Origin of the sequence: Rhizobium sp. IBUN, from assembly GCF_000510625.1 — a bacterium.
GTDB classification, from domain to species: domain Bacteria; phylum Pseudomonadota; class Alphaproteobacteria; order Rhizobiales; family Rhizobiaceae; genus Rhizobium; species Rhizobium altiplani.
The window spans coordinates 375,394-394,742 of sequence record NZ_AZNV01000001.1; the positions used below are offsets into that span (position 1 = coordinate 375,394).

General features: G+C 60.5%; 17 protein-coding genes and 1 pseudogene. 11 read left to right on the forward strand and 7 right to left on the reverse strand.

All coding sequences use genetic code 11. From position 1 onward, the window contains the following. Positions 1 to 45: 45 nt before the first annotated feature. From RHIBUN_RS0101730 to RHIBUN_RS33015, 9 genes and pseudogenes are all read left to right on the forward strand, one after another. A complete protein-coding gene (locus tag RHIBUN_RS0101730; protein WP_025658163.1) occupies positions 46 to 2,133 on the forward strand; it encodes a M3 family metallopeptidase in 2,088 nt (695 codons plus the stop codon). 138 nt (positions 2,134 to 2,271) lie between these two features. After that, positions 2,272 to 3,387 carry an ABC transporter ATP-binding protein gene (locus RHIBUN_RS0101735; RefSeq protein WP_025658164.1) on the forward strand — a complete coding sequence of 372 codons (1,116 nt, stop codon included), beginning with the start codon at positions 2,272 to 2,274 and terminating at the stop codon, positions 3,385 to 3,387. Then, positions 3,380 to 4,339, forward strand: a complete 960-nt coding sequence (locus tag RHIBUN_RS0101740) for an ABC transporter substrate-binding protein (RefSeq protein WP_025658165.1) — start codon at positions 3,380 to 3,382, stop codon at positions 4,337 to 4,339. Before RHIBUN_RS0101735 ends, RHIBUN_RS0101740 begins: the two co-directional genes overlap by 8 nt. A 10-nt stretch (positions 4,340 to 4,349) precedes the next feature. Beyond that, positions 4,350 to 6,029 carry an iron ABC transporter permease gene (locus tag RHIBUN_RS0101745; protein ID WP_025658166.1) on the forward strand — a complete coding sequence of 560 codons (1,680 nt, stop codon included), beginning with the start codon at positions 4,350 to 4,352 and terminating at the stop codon, positions 6,027 to 6,029. Between the two features lie 129 nt (positions 6,030 to 6,158). Then, the gene (locus RHIBUN_RS0101750; protein WP_025658167.1) at positions 6,159 to 7,736 is read left to right on the forward strand and encodes an alkaline phosphatase D family protein; all 1,578 of its coding nucleotides are present in this window, start codon (positions 6,159 to 6,161) and stop codon (positions 7,734 to 7,736) included. 125 nt (positions 7,737 to 7,861) lie between these two features. Beyond that, positions 7,862 to 9,679, forward strand: a complete 1,818-nt coding sequence (gene typA, locus RHIBUN_RS0101755; protein ID WP_018855781.1) for a translational GTPase TypA — start codon at positions 7,862 to 7,864, stop codon at positions 9,677 to 9,679. Positions 9,680 to 9,880: 201 nt separating this feature from the next. Continuing rightward, positions 9,881 to 10,387, forward strand: coding sequence for a GNAT family N-acetyltransferase (locus RHIBUN_RS0101760; protein ID WP_018855780.1), 507 nt, complete (start codon positions 9,881 to 9,883; stop codon positions 10,385 to 10,387). 69 nt (positions 10,388 to 10,456) lie between these two features. Continuing rightward, entirely contained in the window at positions 10,457 to 10,600 is a 144-nt protein-coding gene (locus RHIBUN_RS33010; RefSeq protein ID WP_198021122.1) for a hypothetical protein, read from the forward strand. Next, positions 10,597 to 11,012: pseudogene (locus RHIBUN_RS33015) on the forward strand (hypothetical protein). Before RHIBUN_RS33010 ends, RHIBUN_RS33015 begins: the two are co-directional and overlap by 4 nt. Before the next feature lie 328 nt (positions 11,013 to 11,340). Here RHIBUN_RS33015 and RHIBUN_RS0101775 read toward each other — a convergent pair. Beyond that, positions 11,341 to 12,228, reverse strand: coding sequence for a LysR family transcriptional regulator (locus RHIBUN_RS0101775; protein ID WP_025658168.1), 888 nt, complete (start codon positions 12,226 to 12,228; stop codon positions 11,341 to 11,343). Between the two features lie 1,104 nt (positions 12,229 to 13,332). Here RHIBUN_RS0101775 and ppa point away from each other — a divergent pair. Further along, positions 13,333 to 13,869: an inorganic diphosphatase gene (gene ppa / locus RHIBUN_RS0101785; protein ID WP_018855774.1), complete on the forward strand. Its 537-nt coding sequence runs from the start codon at positions 13,333 to 13,335 to the stop codon at positions 13,867 to 13,869. Here ppa and RHIBUN_RS0101790 read toward each other — a convergent pair whose 3' ends face one another. Both RHIBUN_RS0101790 and RHIBUN_RS0101795 read right to left on the reverse strand, forming a co-directional pair. Continuing rightward, positions 13,870 to 14,184: a DUF167 domain-containing protein gene (locus tag RHIBUN_RS0101790; RefSeq protein WP_025658170.1), complete on the reverse strand. Its 315-nt coding sequence runs from the start codon at positions 14,182 to 14,184 to the stop codon at positions 13,870 to 13,872. After that, on the reverse strand, positions 14,181 to 14,471 hold the full coding sequence (locus RHIBUN_RS0101795) for a YggT family protein (protein ID WP_025658171.1): 291 nt from the start codon (positions 14,469 to 14,471) through the stop codon (positions 14,181 to 14,183). Before RHIBUN_RS0101795 ends, RHIBUN_RS0101790 begins: the two co-directional genes overlap by 4 nt. Positions 14,472 to 14,609: 138 nt before the next feature. Here RHIBUN_RS0101795 and RHIBUN_RS0101800 point away from each other — a divergent pair, with 138 nt between their 5' ends. Beyond that, entirely contained in the window at positions 14,610 to 15,857 is a 1,248-nt protein-coding gene (locus RHIBUN_RS0101800) for an MFS transporter (RefSeq protein ID WP_025658172.1), read from the forward strand. 6 nt (positions 15,858 to 15,863) lie between these two features. On the opposite strand, the gene RHIBUN_RS0101805 is transcribed toward RHIBUN_RS0101800, so the two are convergent. The 4 genes from RHIBUN_RS0101805 to RHIBUN_RS0101820 all read right to left on the reverse strand — a co-directional run bounded on the left by RHIBUN_RS0101805 (position 15,864) and on the right by RHIBUN_RS0101820 (position 19,346). Beyond that, on the reverse strand, positions 15,864 to 16,349 hold the full coding sequence (locus RHIBUN_RS0101805; protein ID WP_018855770.1) for a RidA family protein: 486 nt from the start codon (positions 16,347 to 16,349) through the stop codon (positions 15,864 to 15,866). A gap of 152 nt (positions 16,350 to 16,501) precedes the next feature. Then, on the reverse strand, positions 16,502 to 17,263 hold the full coding sequence (locus RHIBUN_RS0101810) for a glutamine amidotransferase (RefSeq protein ID WP_025658173.1): 762 nt from the start codon (positions 17,261 to 17,263) through the stop codon (positions 16,502 to 16,504). Beyond that, entirely contained in the window at positions 17,253 to 17,738 is a 486-nt protein-coding gene (locus RHIBUN_RS0101815) for a TerB family tellurite resistance protein (RefSeq protein WP_025658174.1), read from the reverse strand. The genes RHIBUN_RS0101810 and RHIBUN_RS0101815 overlap by 11 nt, the downstream gene beginning before the upstream one ends. 15 nt (positions 17,739 to 17,753) lie before the next feature. After that, a complete protein-coding gene (locus RHIBUN_RS0101820; protein ID WP_025658175.1) occupies positions 17,754 to 19,346 on the reverse strand; it encodes a heme biosynthesis protein HemY in 1,593 nt (530 codons plus the stop codon). Between the last annotated feature and the right edge of the window lie 3 nt (positions 19,347 to 19,349).

Below are 19,349 nucleotides of genomic sequence, written 5' to 3' on the forward strand. Positions count from 1 at the left end.
CTCCCTATATTGCCTGTTCAGTTGCCTGCCACAGAGGATCTCCGCATGCCTTCCACATCAGAATTCAACCCGGCGCTTGTCGAATGGAACGGTCTCCACGGCCTGCCGCGCTTCGATGCTCTCAATGACGGCGACTTCGCGCCGGCATTCGACGCAGCACTTGCCGCGCATGAGAAAGAGATCGACGCGATCGCTGATAACCCCGAGGCGCCGACATTCGAGAATACCGTCGTTGCTCTCGAGATCGCCGGCGATGCGCTGTCGCGGGTGTCGGCTCTGTTCTGGAACCGGGCGGGTGCTCACACCAACGATACGATCCAGACGCTCGAACGGGACATCTCGCCGAAGATGTCACGTCACTATTCCAAGATCGGCATGAATGCGGCGCTGTTTGCGCGTATCGATACCTTGTGGGAAGCCCGCGAAAGCCTCGGCCTGACGCTGGAGCAGACGCGCGTGCTGGAGCGGCACTGGAAGGGCTTCGTCAAATCGGGCGCGAAGCTGCCGAAGCCCGAGCAGGAGAAGCTCGCGGGCATGAATGAAAAGCTTGCCGGCCTTGGCACCCAGTTCGGCCAGAACGTGCTGGCCGACGAGAAGAGCTGGGCGCTGATCCTTTCCGACGGCGCGGACCTCGACGGTATTCCGGACTTTCTGAAGGATGCGATGGCGGCGGCTGCGCGCGAGCGTGGCGAAGAGGGCAAGTTTGCCGTGACCCTGTCACGCTCGATCATCGAACCTTTTCTCACCTTCTCCGAGCGGCGGGACTTGCGGGAGCAGGCTTTCAAGGCCTGGGTTGCGCGCGGCGAAAACGATGGCGCGACTGACAATCGCGGCATTATCCGTGACACGCTTGCGCTTCGCGACGAGGTGGCAAAACTCCTCGGTTATGGCAACTTCGCCGAACTGAAGCTCGACAATACGATGGCGAAGACGCCTGACGCCGTGAACCATCTGCTTCGGGAGGTTTGGGCAAAGGCCGTCAAGCGTGCCGGCGAGGAAGAAGCCGACATCGCCAAGCTGATCGCTGATGAAGGCAAGAACCACGACGTCATGCCCTGGGACTGGCGGCACTATGCCGAGAAGATCCGGGCGCAGCGGTTCAATTTCTCAGAGGCTGAGCTGAAGCCCTACCTGCAGCTGGAGAAGATCATCGACGCCTGCTTCGATGTCGCTGGCCGGTTGTTCGGCATTCGCGCCGTCGAGAAGAAGGGTGTCCCTGCCTACCATCCCGATGCGCGCGTGTTCGAGATCCGCGATCGCGAAGACAGGCTGGTCGCACTCTTCCTCGGCGACTACTTCGCCCGCAGTTCCAAGCGTTCGGGTGCCTGGATGAGCTCGTTCCAATCGCAGCACAAGCTGCCGCTGAAGAATGGCCGTAGCGGCGAACTGCCAATCATCTACAATGTCTGCAATTTCGCCAAGCCCGCCGAAGGCAAGCCGGCGCTGCTGTCGCTCGACGATGCGCGCACGCTGTTCCACGAGTTCGGCCATGCGCTGCATGGAATGCTGTCAAACGTCACCTACCCCTCGGTTTCGGGCACGGGCGTTTCGCGCGACTTCGTCGAGCTGCCGTCGCAGCTCTACGAGCATTGGCTGACGGTGCCGGGGATCCTGAAGCAATATGCCGTGCATTTCGAAACCGGTGAGCCTATGCCGCAGGCTCTGCTCGACAAGGTTCTGGCAGCACGCACCTTCAATTCCGGCTTCAATACGGTCGAATTCACCTCGTCCGCGCTTGTCGATATGGCGTTCCATACCCGCGACAAGGTCGAGGATCCGATGGCTGTGCAGAAAGAGGTGCTGTCTGAGCTCGGCATGCCGAAGTCGATCGTCATGCGGCATGCCTCACCGCACTTCCAGCACATCTTCTCCGGCGGTTATTCAGCCGGCTACTATTCGTACATGTGGTCCGAAGTTCTCGATGCGGATGCCTTTGCTGCCTTCGAGGAAACGGGCGACGCTTTCAATCGCGAGATGGCGGCCAAGCTCAAGGACAACATCTATTCCGTCGGCGGCGCGATCGACCCTGAAGATGCCTACAAGGCCTTCCGCGGCAAGCTGCCGAGCCCGGATGCCATGCTGGTCAAGAAGGGCCTCGCGACCTTTGAAGAACTGTCCGGAAGCGATGCTTGAGACGCGATGTATTGGATATCGTCAATGCGGAAATTCTAAAGTATTGGCGATAACGAACATCTGATTTCGTCGTCACATGACTGTCACTGAACCTCAATAAGCAACCGGCATCAGTTTTCAACCGATGCCGGTTTTTTCATGACCCCTCAACCTTCAGAGACCAATGCGACCGTTTCGACGGCCGGCGTGGAATTGCACTATGGGGCGACGCCCGTTCTGAAGGGCATTGATATCTCGCTTTCCGAGGGCAAGACGCTGGCGCTGCTTGGGCCGTCCGGCTGCGGAAAGACCACTCTTCTGCGGCTCGTCGCCGGATTGCTCGCGCCGACGAAGGGCTCTATCGCGATTGCCGGATGCACCGTTGCCGATGCCGCAACTGGCGCCTTCTCGCCGCCGGAAAAACGCAATCTCGGCATGGTCTTTCAGGACTATGCGCTCTGGCCGCACATGACTGTTGGCGGCAACGTCTCCTTTCCGCTCGAAATGCGCGGTATTGCCAGATCCGAGCGGGAATCCCGAACTATGCGGGCGCTAGAACGCGTCAGCCTCGGCGCCTATGCTGACCGCAGGCCGAGCGATCTCTCGGGTGGCCAGCAGCAGCGTGTTGCGATCGCGCGAGCGATCGTTGCCGAACCGCAGCTCATTCTCTTCGACGAGCCTCTGTCCAATCTCGATCGCGAACTGCGCGAGAACATGGTGGGCGAACTGGCCGAGCTGATCACGACGCTCGGCCTGACGGCAATCTATGTCACCCACGATCATAGCGAAGCGCTGACGCTGGCCGACGACGTCGCCGTCATGCGTGGCGGGCTGATCGAGCAGCTGGCATCGCCCGACGAGCTGATCGAGAAGCCGGCAACGCCCGAGGTTGCCGACTTCCTTCGCCTCGGCGGCGTCGCAGAGCTCGAATATCGCGATGAGCATTGGTTCTTCAAAGGCAGCGGCCTTGCGCTGTTGCGCAGCGTTGATGGGGTCGATTGCGCCATTCGTGTCCTCATTCCCACAGCATCGATCACAGCGGGAGAGATCTTGCCCGGCACGCTTGCCGCAACGGTGCTGCGCTCGCAGTTCCGCGGCGATGGCCATCTGGCGACTGTCTCTCTGGTCGGCGCCGAGACAATAGAATTGCAGGTTTTGAGCCGCGCCAAGCTGCGGCCCGGCGAGGGCTTCGGTCTGTCGATCGATCCCGGCCAGATCCGCTGGTTCGGCAAAGAAATTCATTTGTCCAAAGAGGAGAATTTGGAGCATGCTTAAGTCGTTGAAGAGCATCACTTTCGGCGTTCTCGCCGCAACATTGATGGCCGGCGTCGCCCATGCCGACATCACGGTCTACACGGCTGGTCCGCAGGGGTTGATCGACAAGCTGTCGGCCGGTTTCACCAAACAGACCGGTGTCAAGGTCAATGTTTTCCAGGCAACGACCGGCAAGGTCATGGCCCGTATCGAAGCCGAAGCCTCGAATCCGGTCGTTGACGTTCTCATTTCGGCTTCCTGGGATACGGCAACCGACTTCGCCAAGCGCGGCTGGCTCGTGTCCTACACCAGCCCGAACGCCGCCAGGGTTCCTGATTTCCTGAAAACCGACACGGCCGTTGCCCAGGGCATCTCGGCGCTCGGTATTGCCTGGAACACCAAGAGCGGCACGCCGAAGCCCGCCGAGTGGGCCGACCTGACGAAGCCCGAATACAAGGACCTCGTCAATATTCCGGATCCGGCGCAATCCGGCTCGTCCTTCGAGCTGACGGCGGCTCTGGCGGGCCAGGACGACTTCAAGCTCTTCAAGGATCTGAAGGATAATGGCGCGATCATCGCCGGCGCCAATGCCGAAGCGCTGAACCCGGTTCTGCAGGGCGCGAAGGCTGCCGTCTTCGGTGCCGTCGATTACATAACGCTCAACGCCAAGGAAAAGGGCGAGGCCATCGATGTGATCTTCCCGGAATCGGGCACCGTCATCGCGCCGCGTCCGGCGATGATCCTCAACTGGTCGAAAAACCAGGACGAGGCGAAGAAGTTCATCGACTACATGCTATCCGACGAAGGCCAGACGCTCGTTGCCGACCAGATGCTGATGCCGGCTCGTACCGACATTCCGGCAAACCGTCCGCTGATCAGCGATCTGAAGCTGCTGAAGTACGACACCGCTGCCGTTTACGGCAAGCGGAAGGAAACGCTGAAGCAGGTCACCGACACCTTCGGCGGTAAGTAAGGGCAGGGCGATGAGGACGCACGATAGTAGCGGCGCTGCGCCGGCCGCCTGGCTGGCGATCGCGGGATTGACCGTTATCGTCGCCGTTCCCTTCATCGCCGTTGTGCTTCAGGGCATCTTCCCCAACATCGGACAGGGCTCGTTCGCGGGCCCTTTTTCTTCGCTTGTTGCGACGCTCTTCGATAGCGCGCTGATCGGCATGGCCGGCAACACCATTCTGCTTGGCAGCTGCGTGGTGCTGGCCTCGGCGCTGGTGGCGGTGCCGCTCGGCGTGTTTCGGGCACTCTACCGCATCCCGCTTGCACCGCTGTGGGATGTGCTGCTGCTCGTCCCCTTCATGATCCCGCCTTACATCGCGACGCTCGGCTGGATCATGACGCTGCAGCCGCGCGGCTATATTCAGCAGATCGCGGGCTTCAACCTCGCGCCCTTCCTGTTTTCGCTCTTCGGCATGACCATGGTCATGGCCTTCAACACTTTTCCGGTGGTCTATTTCGCCGTATCGCGCACGGTCGAGGCTGTTGGTGCGCGTTATGCGGACGTCGGTCGCGTGTTTGGCGCGTCGCCGGCGCGTGCCTTCTTTCGGATCACGCTGCCGCTGTCGGCACCCGGACTCGTTGCCAGCCTGATGCTGGTCTTTGCCGCGGCGATGGAGGAATACGGTACGCCCGCTGCCCTTGGTCGTCGAGCCGGCTTCCAGGTCCTGGTTACCGGCATCGACCTGCGGATCTCGGATTGGCCGATCGATCTGCCGGGCGCTGCGATCCTGTCGATCCTGCTCGTCATCATGTCTCTGCTGACATTCCTGCTGCAGCGATGGATCCTGGCCCGCCGGTCCTATCAGACCGTGGGCGGCAAACCGGCTGCCAAGGACAAGCGGCCGCTTGGGGCGATGAAGGTTCCCGTGATGATCGCCTTTGCCGTGGTTGCCTTCCTGGCAACGGGCGTGCCACTGCTATCGATCCTGCTCACGGCGCTGTCGCGGACGATTTCCGGTGGTTTGGCGCTCGACAACATCAGCGCCGAGAATTTCCTGTCCGTCTTCAACAACAGTGCCGGTGCTCTCGTAGCACTCGCCAACAGCTTCTCGCTCGGCATCGGGACAGCCTTGATTACCGGTCTCATCGGTGTTCTGGCCGCCTATACGGTCGTCAAGACGAAAATCCGCGGGCGCGTGGCGATCGACACGATGACGATCCTGCCGAATGCGCTGCCGGGCATCGTCGTTGCCGTCGGGCTGATCCTTGCCTGGAACATGCCATGGCTGCCGGCGACCCCATACAACACGGCATTCATCCTGCTGCTTGCCTATTGCTGTATCCTGCTGCCGCAACCGGTGCGCTACACGACGGCGGCCTTCCAGCAGATAGGGGACAGCCTGGAAGCGGCTGCCCGGGTGTTTGGTGCAAGCGGAGTGACCGCCTTTCACCGCATCCTCCTGCCGCTTGTCTTCCCGAGCCTTGCTTCGGCGATGCTGCTGGTCTTTGCGCTTGCCTCGCGCGAACTGGTGGCCTCGGTTGTCGTGGCACCTGTCGGTATGCAGACCATCGCCACGTTCATCTGGCGCCAGTTCGAGCAGGGGTCGATCGGCCTCGGCATGGCGATGGCCTTCATCGCAATTCTCATCACCACGCTTTTGCCGCTTCTGCTGCTCACGCTGCTTCGCCGCAGCGGATTGGTGGCGGAATAGCGCCTCACCAGCGGCGCTCTCGTAACAAAACTGTCGTTGAAGTTTCGAAAAACCTTCATGCCGCCTTCAAGCGGATGACATGACAGCCGCCATAGGTTCGGCCCTCCCGTTAGCCGGATAGACCTTGGCATGACATTGACTGAAACAACCCGCCGACGCTTCCTCTCATCCATGGGCGCCGTTGGCGGATTTGCACTGGCGGGGCTGGCGATGCCCTACTACGCGCGCGGCTCGTCAAGTCGCCCGGTCTTTACAGCAGGCGTGCAATCCGGCGATGTCGATGCGAATTCGGGTATGGTCTGGGCGCAGGTGAACCGGCCGGCACGACTGCATGTCGAGTATTCGACGAGCGACCGGTTCGCCAACGCGGTGCGCGTCGCGCCCATAGACGTGACACCGGGCACCAATCTTGCGGGAAAGCTGCTGCTCCAGAATCTCCCTGATAATCAAGAGATCTTCTATCGCTTTCGTGCGGCCGACCTGCAGGACCTCAACGACCTGTCGGAACCCATCCATGGACAGTTTCGCACGGCGCCGGCGGGCAAGCGCAGCATCCGCTTCGCGTGGTCTGGGGATACGGCCGGCCAGGGCTGGGGCATCGACGAGGAGGGGATGCGCACCTATTCGACGATCGCCTACCATCGCCCGGATTTCATGATCCATTCGGGCGACACAATTTACGCCGACAATCCGATCACGGACGAGGTCAGGCTGCGAGATGGCGGCGTTTGGAAAAACCGCGTCGTCACCGAGGCAAAGCGCGACATCGCGCAGACGCTCGACCAGTTTCGCGGCCAGTGGACCTATAATCTGCTCGACGAGCATGTGAAGGCGTTCAATGCGGTCTGCCCTGTCTTCTACCAATGGGACGATCACGAGGTGCTGAACAACTGGTCGCCCTCGACCGACCTCGGTGATGATGATCGCTACAAGGAAAAATCGATCGCCACGCTTGCTGCCCGCGCAAGCCGTGCCTTCCACGAGATGACGCCGATCCGTTACGTGGCCGATGACCCCGGCCGCATCTACCGCAAGGTGTCTTACGGTCCGCTGCTCGATGTCTTCTTCATCGACCTGCGCTCCTATCGCGGCCCGAATAGCCGTGGGCTCGATGCCGAGCCGACGGCGGAGTCGCGGCTTTTGGGCGAGCGCCAGATGGCGTGGCTGAAGCGGGAACTGGTGCGCTCGACCGCGACCTGGAAGGTGATCGCCTGCGATCTGCCGATCGGGCTGGTGATCTGGGACGATTACGGCCACCGGACGGGCAGCGAGTCGATCTCCAACGGCGAGAATGGCGCCCTGCTTGGCCGCGAGCTGGAGTTCGCCGATCTGCTGCGCTTCATCCGCGATGCCGGCATAGCGAACATGATCTGGCTGACAGCCGACGTGCACTACACGGCTGTACACTATTACGATCCCGGTAAGGCCAAGTTCCGCGAGTTCCTGCCATTCTGGGAGTTCGTTGCGGGTCCGCTGCATTCCGGAACCTATGGGCCGCAGGAACTCGACATGACTTTCGGACCGGAGGTGAAGTTCATGAAAGCCGCACCCGGCGGTGCGGAGCAGAACCTGCCGCCGTCGGCAGGCATGCAGTTCTTCGGGCTTGTCGACATCGACGGGCAGACCGAGCAACTGACCGTGAGGCTGATGGATCGGAACGATACCGAGCTGTGGCGGACGACGCTCGATCCGCAGATATCGAGTTGACGTCCATGCATGGCAGGCAATCCGGCCTCCCCCCTTTCGCAAACGCGAAAAACACTGTATGAGCCGCCCAAATGAAATTGGCGCCTTCTCCCAGCGCGGCGCCCCAGCTTCAGAGATATAGACATATGGCACTTCGCAACATCGCGATTATCGCGCACGTTGACCATGGCAAGACGACACTGGTTGACGAACTCCTGAAACAGTCCGGCTCGTTCCGCGAGAACCAGCGCGTTGCAGAACGCGTCATGGACTCGAACGACCTGGAAAAGGAACGCGGCATCACGATCCTTGCCAAGGCGACATCGGTCGAGTGGAAGGGCGTTCGTATCAACATCGTCGACACACCCGGCCACGCCGACTTCGGTGGTGAAGTCGAGCGTATTCTCTCGATGGTGGACGGCGCGATCGTTCTGGTCGACTCCTCCGAAGGCCCGATGCCGCAGACCAAGTTCGTCGTCTCCAAGGCGCTGAAGGTCGGCCTCCGTCCGATCGTTGCGATCAACAAGATCGACCGTCCCGATGGCCGCCATGAAGAAGTCATCAACGAAGTATTCGACCTCTTCGCTAGCCTCGACGCGACCGACGAACAGCTCGACTTCCCGATCCTCTACGGTTCGGGTCGCGATGGCTGGATGAACGTCAATCCTGAAGGCCCGAAGGACCAGGGTCTGGCACCGCTGCTCGACCTCGTGCTCAACCACGTTCCGGAGCCGACGGTTGCCGAAGGCCCGTTCACGATGATCGGCACGATCCTCGAAGCCAACCCCTTCCTCGGCCGCATCATCACCGGCCGCATCAATTCCGGCTCGATCAAGCCGAACCAGGCTGTCAAGGTTCTCGGCCAGGATGGCAAGCTGATCGAATCCGGCCGTATCTCGAAGATCCTCGCTTTCCGCGGCATCGAGCGCACCTCGATCGACGAAGCGCATGCAGGCGACATCGTCGCGATCGCCGGCCTCTCCAAGGGCACGGTTGCCGACACCTTCTGTGATCCCGCGATCACCGAGGCGCTGACCGCGCAGCCGATCGATCCGCCGACCGTCACCATGTCCTTCATCGTCAACGACAGCCCGCTCGCCGGCACCGAAGGTGACAAGGTCACCTCGCGCGTCATCCGCGACCGCCTGTTCAAGGAAGCAGAAGGCAACGTCGCGCTGAAGATCGAAGAAGCCGAAGGCAAGGATTCGTTCTACGTTTCCGGCCGCGGCGAATTGCAGCTCGCCGTTCTGATCGAAACCATGCGTCGTGAAGGCTTCGAGCTCGCCGTGTCGCGTCCGCGCGTCGTCATGCACCGCGACGAAAACGACCAGCTGATGGAGCCGATCGAAGAAGTCGTCATCGACGTCGATGAAGAGCATTCCGGCGTCGTCGTGCAGAAGATGTCCGAGCGCAAGGCCGAGATGACCGAGCTGCGTCCTTCGGGCGGCAATCGCGTTCGCCTGGTCTTCAACGCGCCGACCCGCGGCCTGATCGGCTACCAGTCGGAACTCTTGACGGACACGCGCGGCACTGCCGTGATGAACCGCCTGTTCAAGGACTACCAGCCCTACAAGGGTGAAATCGGCGGCCGCACGAACGGCGTTCTCCTGGCCAACGCTCCGGGCGAAGCCGTTGCATACGCCATGTTCAACCTGGAAGATCGCGGCCCGATGATGATCGAGCCCGGCGAAAAGGTCTACATGGGCATGATCATCGGTATCCACTCGCGCGATAACGACCTCGAGGTCAACGTCCTCAAGGGCAAGCAGCTGACCAACATCCGCGCCGCCGGCAAGGACGAAGCCGTCAAGCTGACGCCGCCGATCCGAATGACGCTCGACCGCGCTCTCTCCTGGATCCAGGACGACGAGCTGATGGAAGTGACGCCGAAGTCGATCCGCCTGCGCAAGATGTATCTCGACGCCAACGATCGCAAGCGCTTCGCCAAGGCGAAGTCCGCCTAAGCGACTGAAGTCTTTCAGCCTTCAACCCCGGCCATTGCGCCGGGGTTTTTTATTTGTGCAGTCTGCCGAATCTCGCTTGTCGCAATAGTTAAAAAAGCGTTAAATTTCAGCTGTCGTCCACATGTTTAGCCTGTGGGCAAACAACCTGAATGCGCCGGGCGCATATGGTTAATTGCCGACAATGGGACCAGAGTACGCATTATGAAGACGTTGTCGATCGATGTTCGGCGGGCCGAACCGCACGATTCCCGAGCCATATCGGAAGTGCATCGGCTTGCGTGGCAGCACACCTATGCGGGGATCATTCCGCATCGTGCGTTGCGGCAGATGATCGAGCGTCGCGGCGAGAACTGGTGGCGCAAGGCCACCCGCGGGCCGGCAACGCTTCTCGTTCTCGACGTGGCCGGCACTGTCGCAGGCTACGCAACGCTCGGCCTCAATCGCGCCCGCGCACTGCCCCAAGAGGGCGAGATCTACGAACTCTATCTTCGGCCGGAGTACCAGGGCATTGGCCTTGGCCACATGCTGTTCGGCGAAGCACGGCGGCTCCTGAAGTCGCTTGGCTGCAACGGGTTGGTCGTCTGGTGCCTCGAGGAGAATGAGACCGGCGCGCAGTTCTATCGCAGCCATGGCGGCGTCGACTATTGCGAGGGCATGGAAACGTTCGACCAGAAGCGGCTAAAGAAAATTGGCTTCATTTGGGGTTGAGGCTCTTCCTTGCCTATCGCTTTTTCCAGCGAAATTGACAGTTTCTGTCGTCACGAAAACTTGCAAATCTTGAACATAAACGACTACGAGCGGCTCATGAAGGGTGCCGATGCCCGAGCGATCGGGTCGATCGACACCATGTCCGACGCCTTGTTCGCCGACATGGAGCGCGCGGTCGAACAATATGCTGAGGACGACGAGGTCGGGCGATGAGTGTTTACGACGACATCCAGACCGCAGCCGTCTTCGCTATTCTTATCTCCGGCATCGAGAAGCAGGAAAAGGCGAGAGGGAGGGACGCAAGGAGCGCCCCGTCGCGGTCGGCGTGCGGACAGCGCGTGCCGATGGTGATCTGGTGTTATTTTTCCCGATCACCACGAAACAGCCCGAGCGGGATCGGTTCGCCTTCGAGATCCCGGCAATCGAAAAACGTCGCGCCGGCCTCGATGCAGATCGCCATCTCTGGATCATCATGGACGAATTCAACAGCGACGTCATCGGTCACTCGTTCTATCTCGAACCGGAGCCGCCAATTGGCCGGTTCAGCAAGGACTTCTTCCTGCCGATACTGCGCGAATTCGTCGCCCGCCGTAAATCGCTCTCCGAAGTCAGGCGCCATCGCTAAGACGGCAATTCTCCATTTGAGCCCCCTGAAACGGCATCAATCCTTCCGACAGGCAATGTGTTGATTGCGGCAGATGCGGCCATGCACAGTTGGCGGACGCGAAGCGCGCCCATTCTTCGTTACCGATATGGACGACGAACGTCGAATTCCACAGAGCACCGCAAAAATATCGGCCTTAGCAAAAACCGAAGACGTTGCGTTCGTTGTTTATGGCCACGACGCTGCCCGGTAGGCATCCCTGTGTCGATCTCCAGCCGCAGCGGCTCGGCCGACGCTAACCCAGTGTCCCCTGCGCCGACCGTCGCTGGCATCAGGCTAGGCTATGTTGTCAGCCGCGCCGTGCCAGCGACCGCGCGATGTCGACAATATCATCGCGCCCAGCGGTTGGGTCTTCCTTGTTCCAGGCAATGCCAAGCCCGATCCTAAAGTCGATCCCGCTTACCTTCTTCAGTTCAAAGCCGCGATTGGGAAGATCAAGCGTCCATTCCGGCGCAAAGCCGATGCCAAGCCCGGCAGAGACCAGCGACACCAGCGCATAGGTGTCATCGCAGCTGAAGGCAATGTTGGCGGTGAGGTCGTATTCGGCGAACTTCTCATTGAAGTATCGTTCGGTGAATGACAGGTTCTGCCGGTTGAAGGCGATGATCTTCTGAGTGCGCAGATCATCGATGCTGATCTCCTCCCTGGCTGCCAGCGGATTGGCATGGCCGACCGCCAGGTAGTAGCGCTCATGCGCAAGCGAGACGAAGCGCAAGGAGCCGATGTTTTCCACCGGCCGGATGAAGCCNANATTGAGNTGGCCGGTCTCCAGGCCGCGGATGATCTCGCCGGTATTGCCAGANGCGATATGGATGCGGACATCGGGATACTTGCGGGCGATCTTGGCAAGGAAGGTNGGCAGCATGCCCATGGTGGCCGGGTAGATGCTGCCGATCCTGATCTGGCGGATGCGGCTGCCGCCGGCTGCCCGGGTCAGTTCGGTGGTCAGGTCGATGTCGCTCAGGATCCGCACACAGCGATCGTAGAAGGTCTCCCCCGCCCTGGTCAGTTCCACCCTTCTCGTCGAGCGAATGAACAGCGGACAGCCAAGCTCCCTTTCCAGCGACATCACATGATTGCTGAGCGCCGGTTGGGCAATGTGCATCCTGGCTGCCGCCCGGCCGAAGTGCAGTTCCTCGGCCACCGCTTTGAAGTAGGAGAGTTGGCGTAGTTCCATATCAGATAACCGATCTAGAAACTGTTGACTGGCGAGCAAAATTCAGCGGCCAAATCGGATTGGCGGCTGGTCACTTGGAAAAAGTCGCGCAATTATAGGCACGCGCTTCTCGAAGAATCAGCGCATTTTGCCTACGGGTGTAGTGATACTTTGCGCAAAGAGGCACGTCAAGCGTTTTCGCTACGTGCGTATTTATTTTTAGGGCTGATATGACGAATTTGACTCCAGAGGCGAACAGAGCAGCTCGGGCGATCTTGAAATGGTCGGTTCGTGAGCTTGCAGATAAGGCCGGGATTGCCTTTTCGACGGTGCATCGCTTCGAGTCGACTGGTAATGCAACCGAGACTACTAAAGAAAAAATCAAGGCTGCATATGCCGCGCATGGTGTGGAGATCACAAATGGGGATTACACTGGAGCTCGACTCCGACTTCAACGGCCCAACGGTTCGTAGCTAATTTTGCCGCGACATCGTCATCGCTACACATCCCCTACCCACCTTGTGGCTTTCGGATGGTGCGCCGCCTTTGCAAATTCGAGACGACGACGACTTGCGGTAATCGCCGCCGGATGCGCGGTCATGCCGCCTGTGGCCTATACCGGCGGAAACTGGGCAGGGTCATGGGTCCTCTATGGTATGCAGTTGCCGGTACTTGCCGTTCTTCTTTACGTGTCTCGGGTCAAGCTGCCCGCAACGCTTGCCGCCGTGCTGGTCTCGATCGCTGCGGCGAGCTGCACCGGATTCTGCCGGAGGCCCTGTTTGATCGCGCCAATCCCGCGACTTTTACGGCGCCGCTACCGGTCGCAGTATCGGTCGTGTCCGGTCTATTGAGCGGCATACTTGCCTATCAGCTCCAGCGTCGCATCATGCTTGGCCAACGATTATGGGCAGGGTTGAGCCGACTCGGTGATTACCTGCGCCATCTACTGTCAGGCCGACAGGGGGTGTCGTTCGGATCCGCTCCGCCTCTTGCAAGCGAACAGCAGAGAAGTCGCGTGTCACCTTGACGGCCCTCTTAGACGGGCCAATCCACATTGGCGTGTTGCGTTGCGGGATGATTCCCAGTATCTGGCAACCATCGACTTAACCGTTAAAGGGAAGCTCTATGCGCATTGACGCGATTTCCATCGGCAAGAACCCGCCGGAAGATGTCAACGTAATCGTTGAGGTGCCCGTCGGCGGCCATCCGATCAAGTACGAGATGGACAAGGAAGCTGGTACGCTGGTTGTTGATCGCTTCCTCTATACGCCGATGACCTACCCGGGCAACTACGGCTTCGTGCCGCACACGCTTTCGGAAGACGGCGATCCGATCGACGTCCTCATCGCCAGCACGCGTCCGCTTGTTCCGGGCTGCGTCATCAACGTGCGCCCGATCGGCGTTCTCAAGATGGAAGACAATTCCGGTAAGGACGAGAAGATCATCGCCGTGCCGTCGCCGAAGCTGACGCTGCGCTACGAGAAGGTGAACGACTACACCGACCTTCCCGAGATCACGCTGAAGCAGATCGAGCACTTCTTCGAGCACTACAAGGATCTCGAACCCGGCAAGTGGGTGAAGATCTTCGGTTGGGGTGATTCCAAGGAAGCCGGCGCACTGATCCTCGAGGCGATCGAACGCGCCAAGAAGGCAAAGGCCTGATCAGCTTTCGAGAAGAGTTTGTAATTTCCTGATCAAATCCTCCGGGTCGCCGTCGATCCGGAGGATTTTTTTGCGCGACATTTCGCCTGAGGCGAGGCTGACCGATGACTTTGCGATGCGAAGCGATTTCGCCAAGAACTCGATCAACGCCTTGTTCGCCTTGCCCTTCTCGGGGACGGCAGTCACTCTGGCTTTGAGATGGGCTTTGCCCTCGGCGTCTGTCTCCACGCAGTCGATTGCATCGCGTCCGCCACTCGGCGTCAGACGAACGGTCAGAGCAATGTGGTCGTTGAACGCCGCCCAGGGCTGGCTCATGCCACCAGCGGGAAGATTGAATTCCACATCAGAGAGCGCACGAAGAAGATGATCAGCAGCAAAATGATCGGTGAGACGTCGATGCCGCCGAGATTTGGCAGCACGCGGCGGATCGGACGCAGCAGCGGTTCCGTCACATTGTAGAGGAACATGCCAACCGAATTGACGAACTGATTGCTGGAGTTGATTACGTTGAACGCATACAGCCAGGAAAAAATAGCGCTGGCGATCAGCACCCAAGTGTAGAGATTCAAAGCCAAATCAATGGTTTGAAAAAGCGCAAGCATTGCAATCTCCAGTTCGTTGTTGACAGACATGTAGACATTGGCGACTAAACCGGCAAGTGCTGTCTCGAAACGCATTGTAAATCATGTTTAACAGCGGCGTCGTGCATTGGCGTCTGGCCTGTTTTCTGGAAAGTCTCCATGTCTTTTTCGCCAACCGGAGATCGTTTTGCCGCGTTCCGGTATCCGTCTTACACCCGGTTCTTTTTCGCGCGGTTTCTGCTGTCTTTTTCGCAGCAGATCGTCAGTGTGGCCGTCGGCTGGCAGATGTACGACCAGACCGGCAGTGCCATCTATCTCGGACTGATAGGCCTAGTGCAATTTCTGCCTTCGCTGGTCCTGATCCTTGTCACCGGATCCGTAGCCGACCGGCACAATCGACGTGCGATCGCCGCCATCTGCTCGCTCATCAGCGCCTTGTGCACGCTGGCGCTGCTATTGATGACGATCACAGGGACGTTCTCGCCGTTGCCGGTATTTGCCGTCCTGCTGGTTTTCGGCATCGAGCGCGCCTTCATGTCGCCGGCTGTGCAATCGCTGGCGCCGAACCTTGTACCGCCGGAGGATCTGTCAAACGCCATCGCCTGGAATTCGTCTTCATGGCAGCTGGCGGCGATCACGGGCCCCGTTCTCGGTGGTCTATTGTATGGCATCAACCCTCATACAGCCTATACGGTCGCGGTCATCTTCGCCGCTCTTGGCGCAGCGCTGCTCTACATGATCCCCAAGCCGCCGCAGAAGACGATGGGTGAAGCCAAGAGCTGGGATATGATCCTCGGCGGCTTCCGCTACATTCGTGCCGAGAAAGTCGTGCTGGGTGCCATATCGCTCGATCTCTTCGCGGTGCTCCTCGGCGGTGCGACGGCGCTGATGCCGATCTTTGCGCGCGATATCCTGACACTCGGGCCCTGGGGGCTCGGTCTCCTGCGCGCGGCACCCGGGGTCGGCGCGATCGCCATGGCGGTTTTTCTCGCCGCCTATCCGCTCAAGCACAGTGCCGGCATTGCCATGTTCATCGGCGTTGCCCTGTTCGGCATCGGTACGATCGTTTTCGGATTTTCGACCAGCACGGAGCTGTCGATCGCGGCGCTCGCCATCATGGGTGCGGCCGACATGATTTCCGTCTATGTGCGGGAGAGCCTGATCGCGCTCTGGACGCCGGACGAACTGCGCGGCCGTGTCAATGCCGTCAACATGGTCTTCGTCGGTGCCTCCAACGAACTCGGCGAATTCCGCGCGGGTACGATGGCTTCCATTTTCGGCGCCGTCCCCGCGGTCATCATCGGCGGCATCGGAACGCTTGCCGTCGCGGCAATTTGGGCCACGAGCTTTCCGAAGCTGCGCAAAATCGACACGCTTGATGCGCCGGAGCGGCTGGAGCCGGTGTGACGGCCTTCAGGTCGAGACGATGACTTCCGCTTCGATTTCGACCGGAAAGTTCAGTGGCAGGCCGGCAACGCCAATCGCCGAGCGGGAGTGACTGCCCACCTCCGGTCCGAATACTTCGATGATCAGCTCGGTGAAGCCGTTGATTACGGCTGGCGGATTGGCAAAGCGGGGCGCGCAATTGACCATGCCGAACACACGACACCAGCCGGTAATGCGGTCGAGGCTACCCAGCTCTCGCTTCAGGCTGCCCAACATGGAAAGAGCGACTTTCCGCGCGGATGCCTTGGCCTCCTCGATGGAGATGTTTTCACCGACGGCTCCGAACGGGCCGGCAGGTGTTCCATCCGTATTCTGCGGGCCATGGCCTGAGACGAATGCGCGATTGCCGCGCACATTCACCCACGGAAAAGGAAGGACCATGTTGGAAGGCAGTTTCAGCGGCTGCGGTAGAACCAATCCCATCGCGGCAAGTCTCTGCTCATAGTTGGCCATGGTATTCCTCCGGACATAGCTTTGGTCCGTCATTGCGCGAGCGCGGCAATTCCAAGACCGGGTCGTGGATCGGAACGCATTCCTACTGGTGAATATAGCCAGAGTGGTGGTACGCGCCGACCTTAGCACGACGCGGTGCCTGGCGCACCCGTCTAGGCGGGAAGCGTGGCGGCCCTGGCTGCTGCGACGGATTTGGACGTCTTGCCCTCGAAGACGATGTCGAGGAACTCGTTCAGCCATGCCTTCAGCGGCGCGTCAAAGAGCATGCGCCCTTCCAGATGCTCACGACCCTGCTGCGCGTTCGGAAGAATGAAGCGGTGGGCACCGTGAACCACCCAGCGGTGCATCATCGCGCGCGTCAGCTCGGCATGGAACTGCAGGCCCCAAGCATGGCCACCGTAGCGAAAAGCCTGATTGGGGTAGGTATCGCCCTCAGCCAGCAGTTCGGCACCATGCGGCAGGTCAAACCCTTCGCGATGAAAGTGGTAAACCATCCTCGGCCAGTGCATCAGCAGCCGGCCTTTCTCCGTCGGGCGCAGCGGATACCAACCGATCTCCGTGGAGCCATCGGCGTTCGCCTGAACCTTGCCGCCGAGCTGCCTCACCAGCATCTGTGCGCCGAGGCAGATCCCGAGTAGCGGGCGCTTCTCCCTGAGCGGCACGTCCAGCCAGTCGATCTCCGACTTGACGAAGTCTTCGGTATCGTTGGCACTCATCGGCCCGCCGAATACAACGGCGCCCGCGTGTTCGGCAAGCGTCGAGGGCAATTTGTCGCCGAGAACCGGGCGCCGGATATCGAGCTGATACCCCTTCTCGGCCAGCAACTGACCGACCCGGCCAGCGCTCGAGCGTTCCTGATGCAGAACAATCAGGACTGGGCGCTTCTCGTGCTCCGGTAAGCGGTCAGTCGGCATCGTCCCCCACTACCTCGGTATCCGTGACCCGTCGTGCTGCTTCCTGCCGCTTCTGGATCCGCTCGCGCGCGGAAACACCGAGGAGTTCGGCAATGCGCCAGATTGCATCATCTTCCATTTCGCTGCGCTCGCCATCGGCATAGACAATGTCCCAGAGGACCCCAATCAGCTCGAGCCGCTGTTCCGTGTTGAGGTGGCGCTTGAGATCCGAGGTGAAGCGGTAGTAGTCGACAGCATCGCTTTCCGCCTCGCGGCCGGCGGCCATCAGCGCGTCAAGCTGCCTGCGGTCAAGCCCATACTGGTCCTTTAGCAGCTTGCGAAGCCGCTTCGTCTCACTGTCCTTGACCTGCCCATCCGCCTCCATGACCTGCATACAGAGCGCGGCCACTGCGATGCGCGGGTCGTCTGGCGCGAAGCCTTTCTTTGTGTTGTCGGAAGTCAGATTCTGAAAGAATTCCTGGAAGCGTTCGAACATTTAGATCCTGTTTGTCTAGAAAAGGCGAAGCCGTGTCTTGGGTTCTGGCTCCGCCGCTGGATTGCGAACGCCGGGATCGTCCGGCAGGCCGCCAAAGAAGGGGCGCGGTTCGGGTGAAGTTGCAGGTTCCGCCGCGTGCTTGCTCGAAGCCGGCGGCTTCGGCGATGGACGCGCCGCCTCGGCTATCGTGGCAGCCCGCTCGAGTTCGATGATGCGATGATCGGTGGCCGGGCCTTCGGAGCGAGCTTCGCGCACGGGCGGCAACGTTTTTAGGGCGCTGTCTATGGAGATCGTCTTGCTTTCATCGGCGGCATTATCCACATGGTCGAACGGCGCCTTCCAGACGAAGGCATCCAGCCGACCGGTAACGGGCGAAAGCGGCAACCATTTGTCGGAAACGTAACCATCGGCCACCCATGCCGGGTCGCGCGGCGCCTTGAGGGCCTGCGCAAGCCAGTGGCGAACACGGCCCTGATCGCCCGTTTCGGCTTCCTCGATGTCGGCGAGCAGCAAAAAGGTGGCTTCGCGCGGCTCAATCCGGGCAGCGGCTTCTGCCTTGGTGCGGGCCTTGGCGAAATCCTGCGTGTCGAGGGCGGCCTGCGCCACGAGAAGCAGGGATTCGACGTTGTTCGGCCGTATCCCCTCCAGTCGCTCCGCGCGCTTCAGGCGATCAGTGGCAGAATCGCCGCTGCGGGCGCGAACATAGGTGCGGCCGATGTCCGGGTGCGGGGCCGATTTCCACGCCTGTTCGAGGATGGATGCCGCCTTGCGCAGCTTGTCTTCCCGGAACAGCGCCTTCGCGGCGACGATTGCCGCGGGCTCGAAGTCGGCGGCAAGCTTGAGGGCATGCGTGGCGTCGTCGCGCGCTCCCGCCGGATCGTTCTCGAGCTTCTCTGTGGCGCGGGCGGTGAGCAGAACTGCGCGAAGCCGATCCGCCTCAGCCTTTTCGATGACGCGGCCAGCCCTTTGTTGTTCCAGCAGTCGCATCGCATCATCCCAGCGACCGGCCTGGCTGCGATACTCGAGCGTTGCCTGCGCTGCCCACGGCAGATAGGGCGCGTTGTCCGCGGCCTTTTCCGCATATTGACGCGCCGCCTCATTGGCGCCGAGCCGCTTGGCTTCCAGATACAGTCCGCGCAGCCCGAGCTCACGGGTCTCGGGATCATTGGTCATGGCCTCGAACTTAGCGCGTGCTTCGTCGTGGCGACCTTCGATCAGTGCTGCCTGCGCCTCAAGGAGAGCGATCAGCGGCTCCTGATCGGCGCGGAGCAATCCTCGCGAACGGGCGGCCATCTTGCGTGCCATCAGCGCATTGCCGGCACCAGCCGCGATCAGGCCAGTCGACAGTGCCTGATAACCGCGGTCGCGCTTGCGAGCACGAAAATAGCGAGTGACGGAGTAGGGCGACATCCAGAGTGTTCGCAGCAGCCACCACACGACCATTACGGCCGCGATGAGCGCGATCAGGGCGCTTGCCGCGACGACCAGCCGAGTCTGGTAAAGCTGCCCTTCCCAGACCAGCGAAAGATCGCCGGGGCGATCTGCCAGCCAGGAAAATCCGTAGCCGAGTGCGAGGACGACGAGGGCAAATATGACGAGCCTGACCATGCC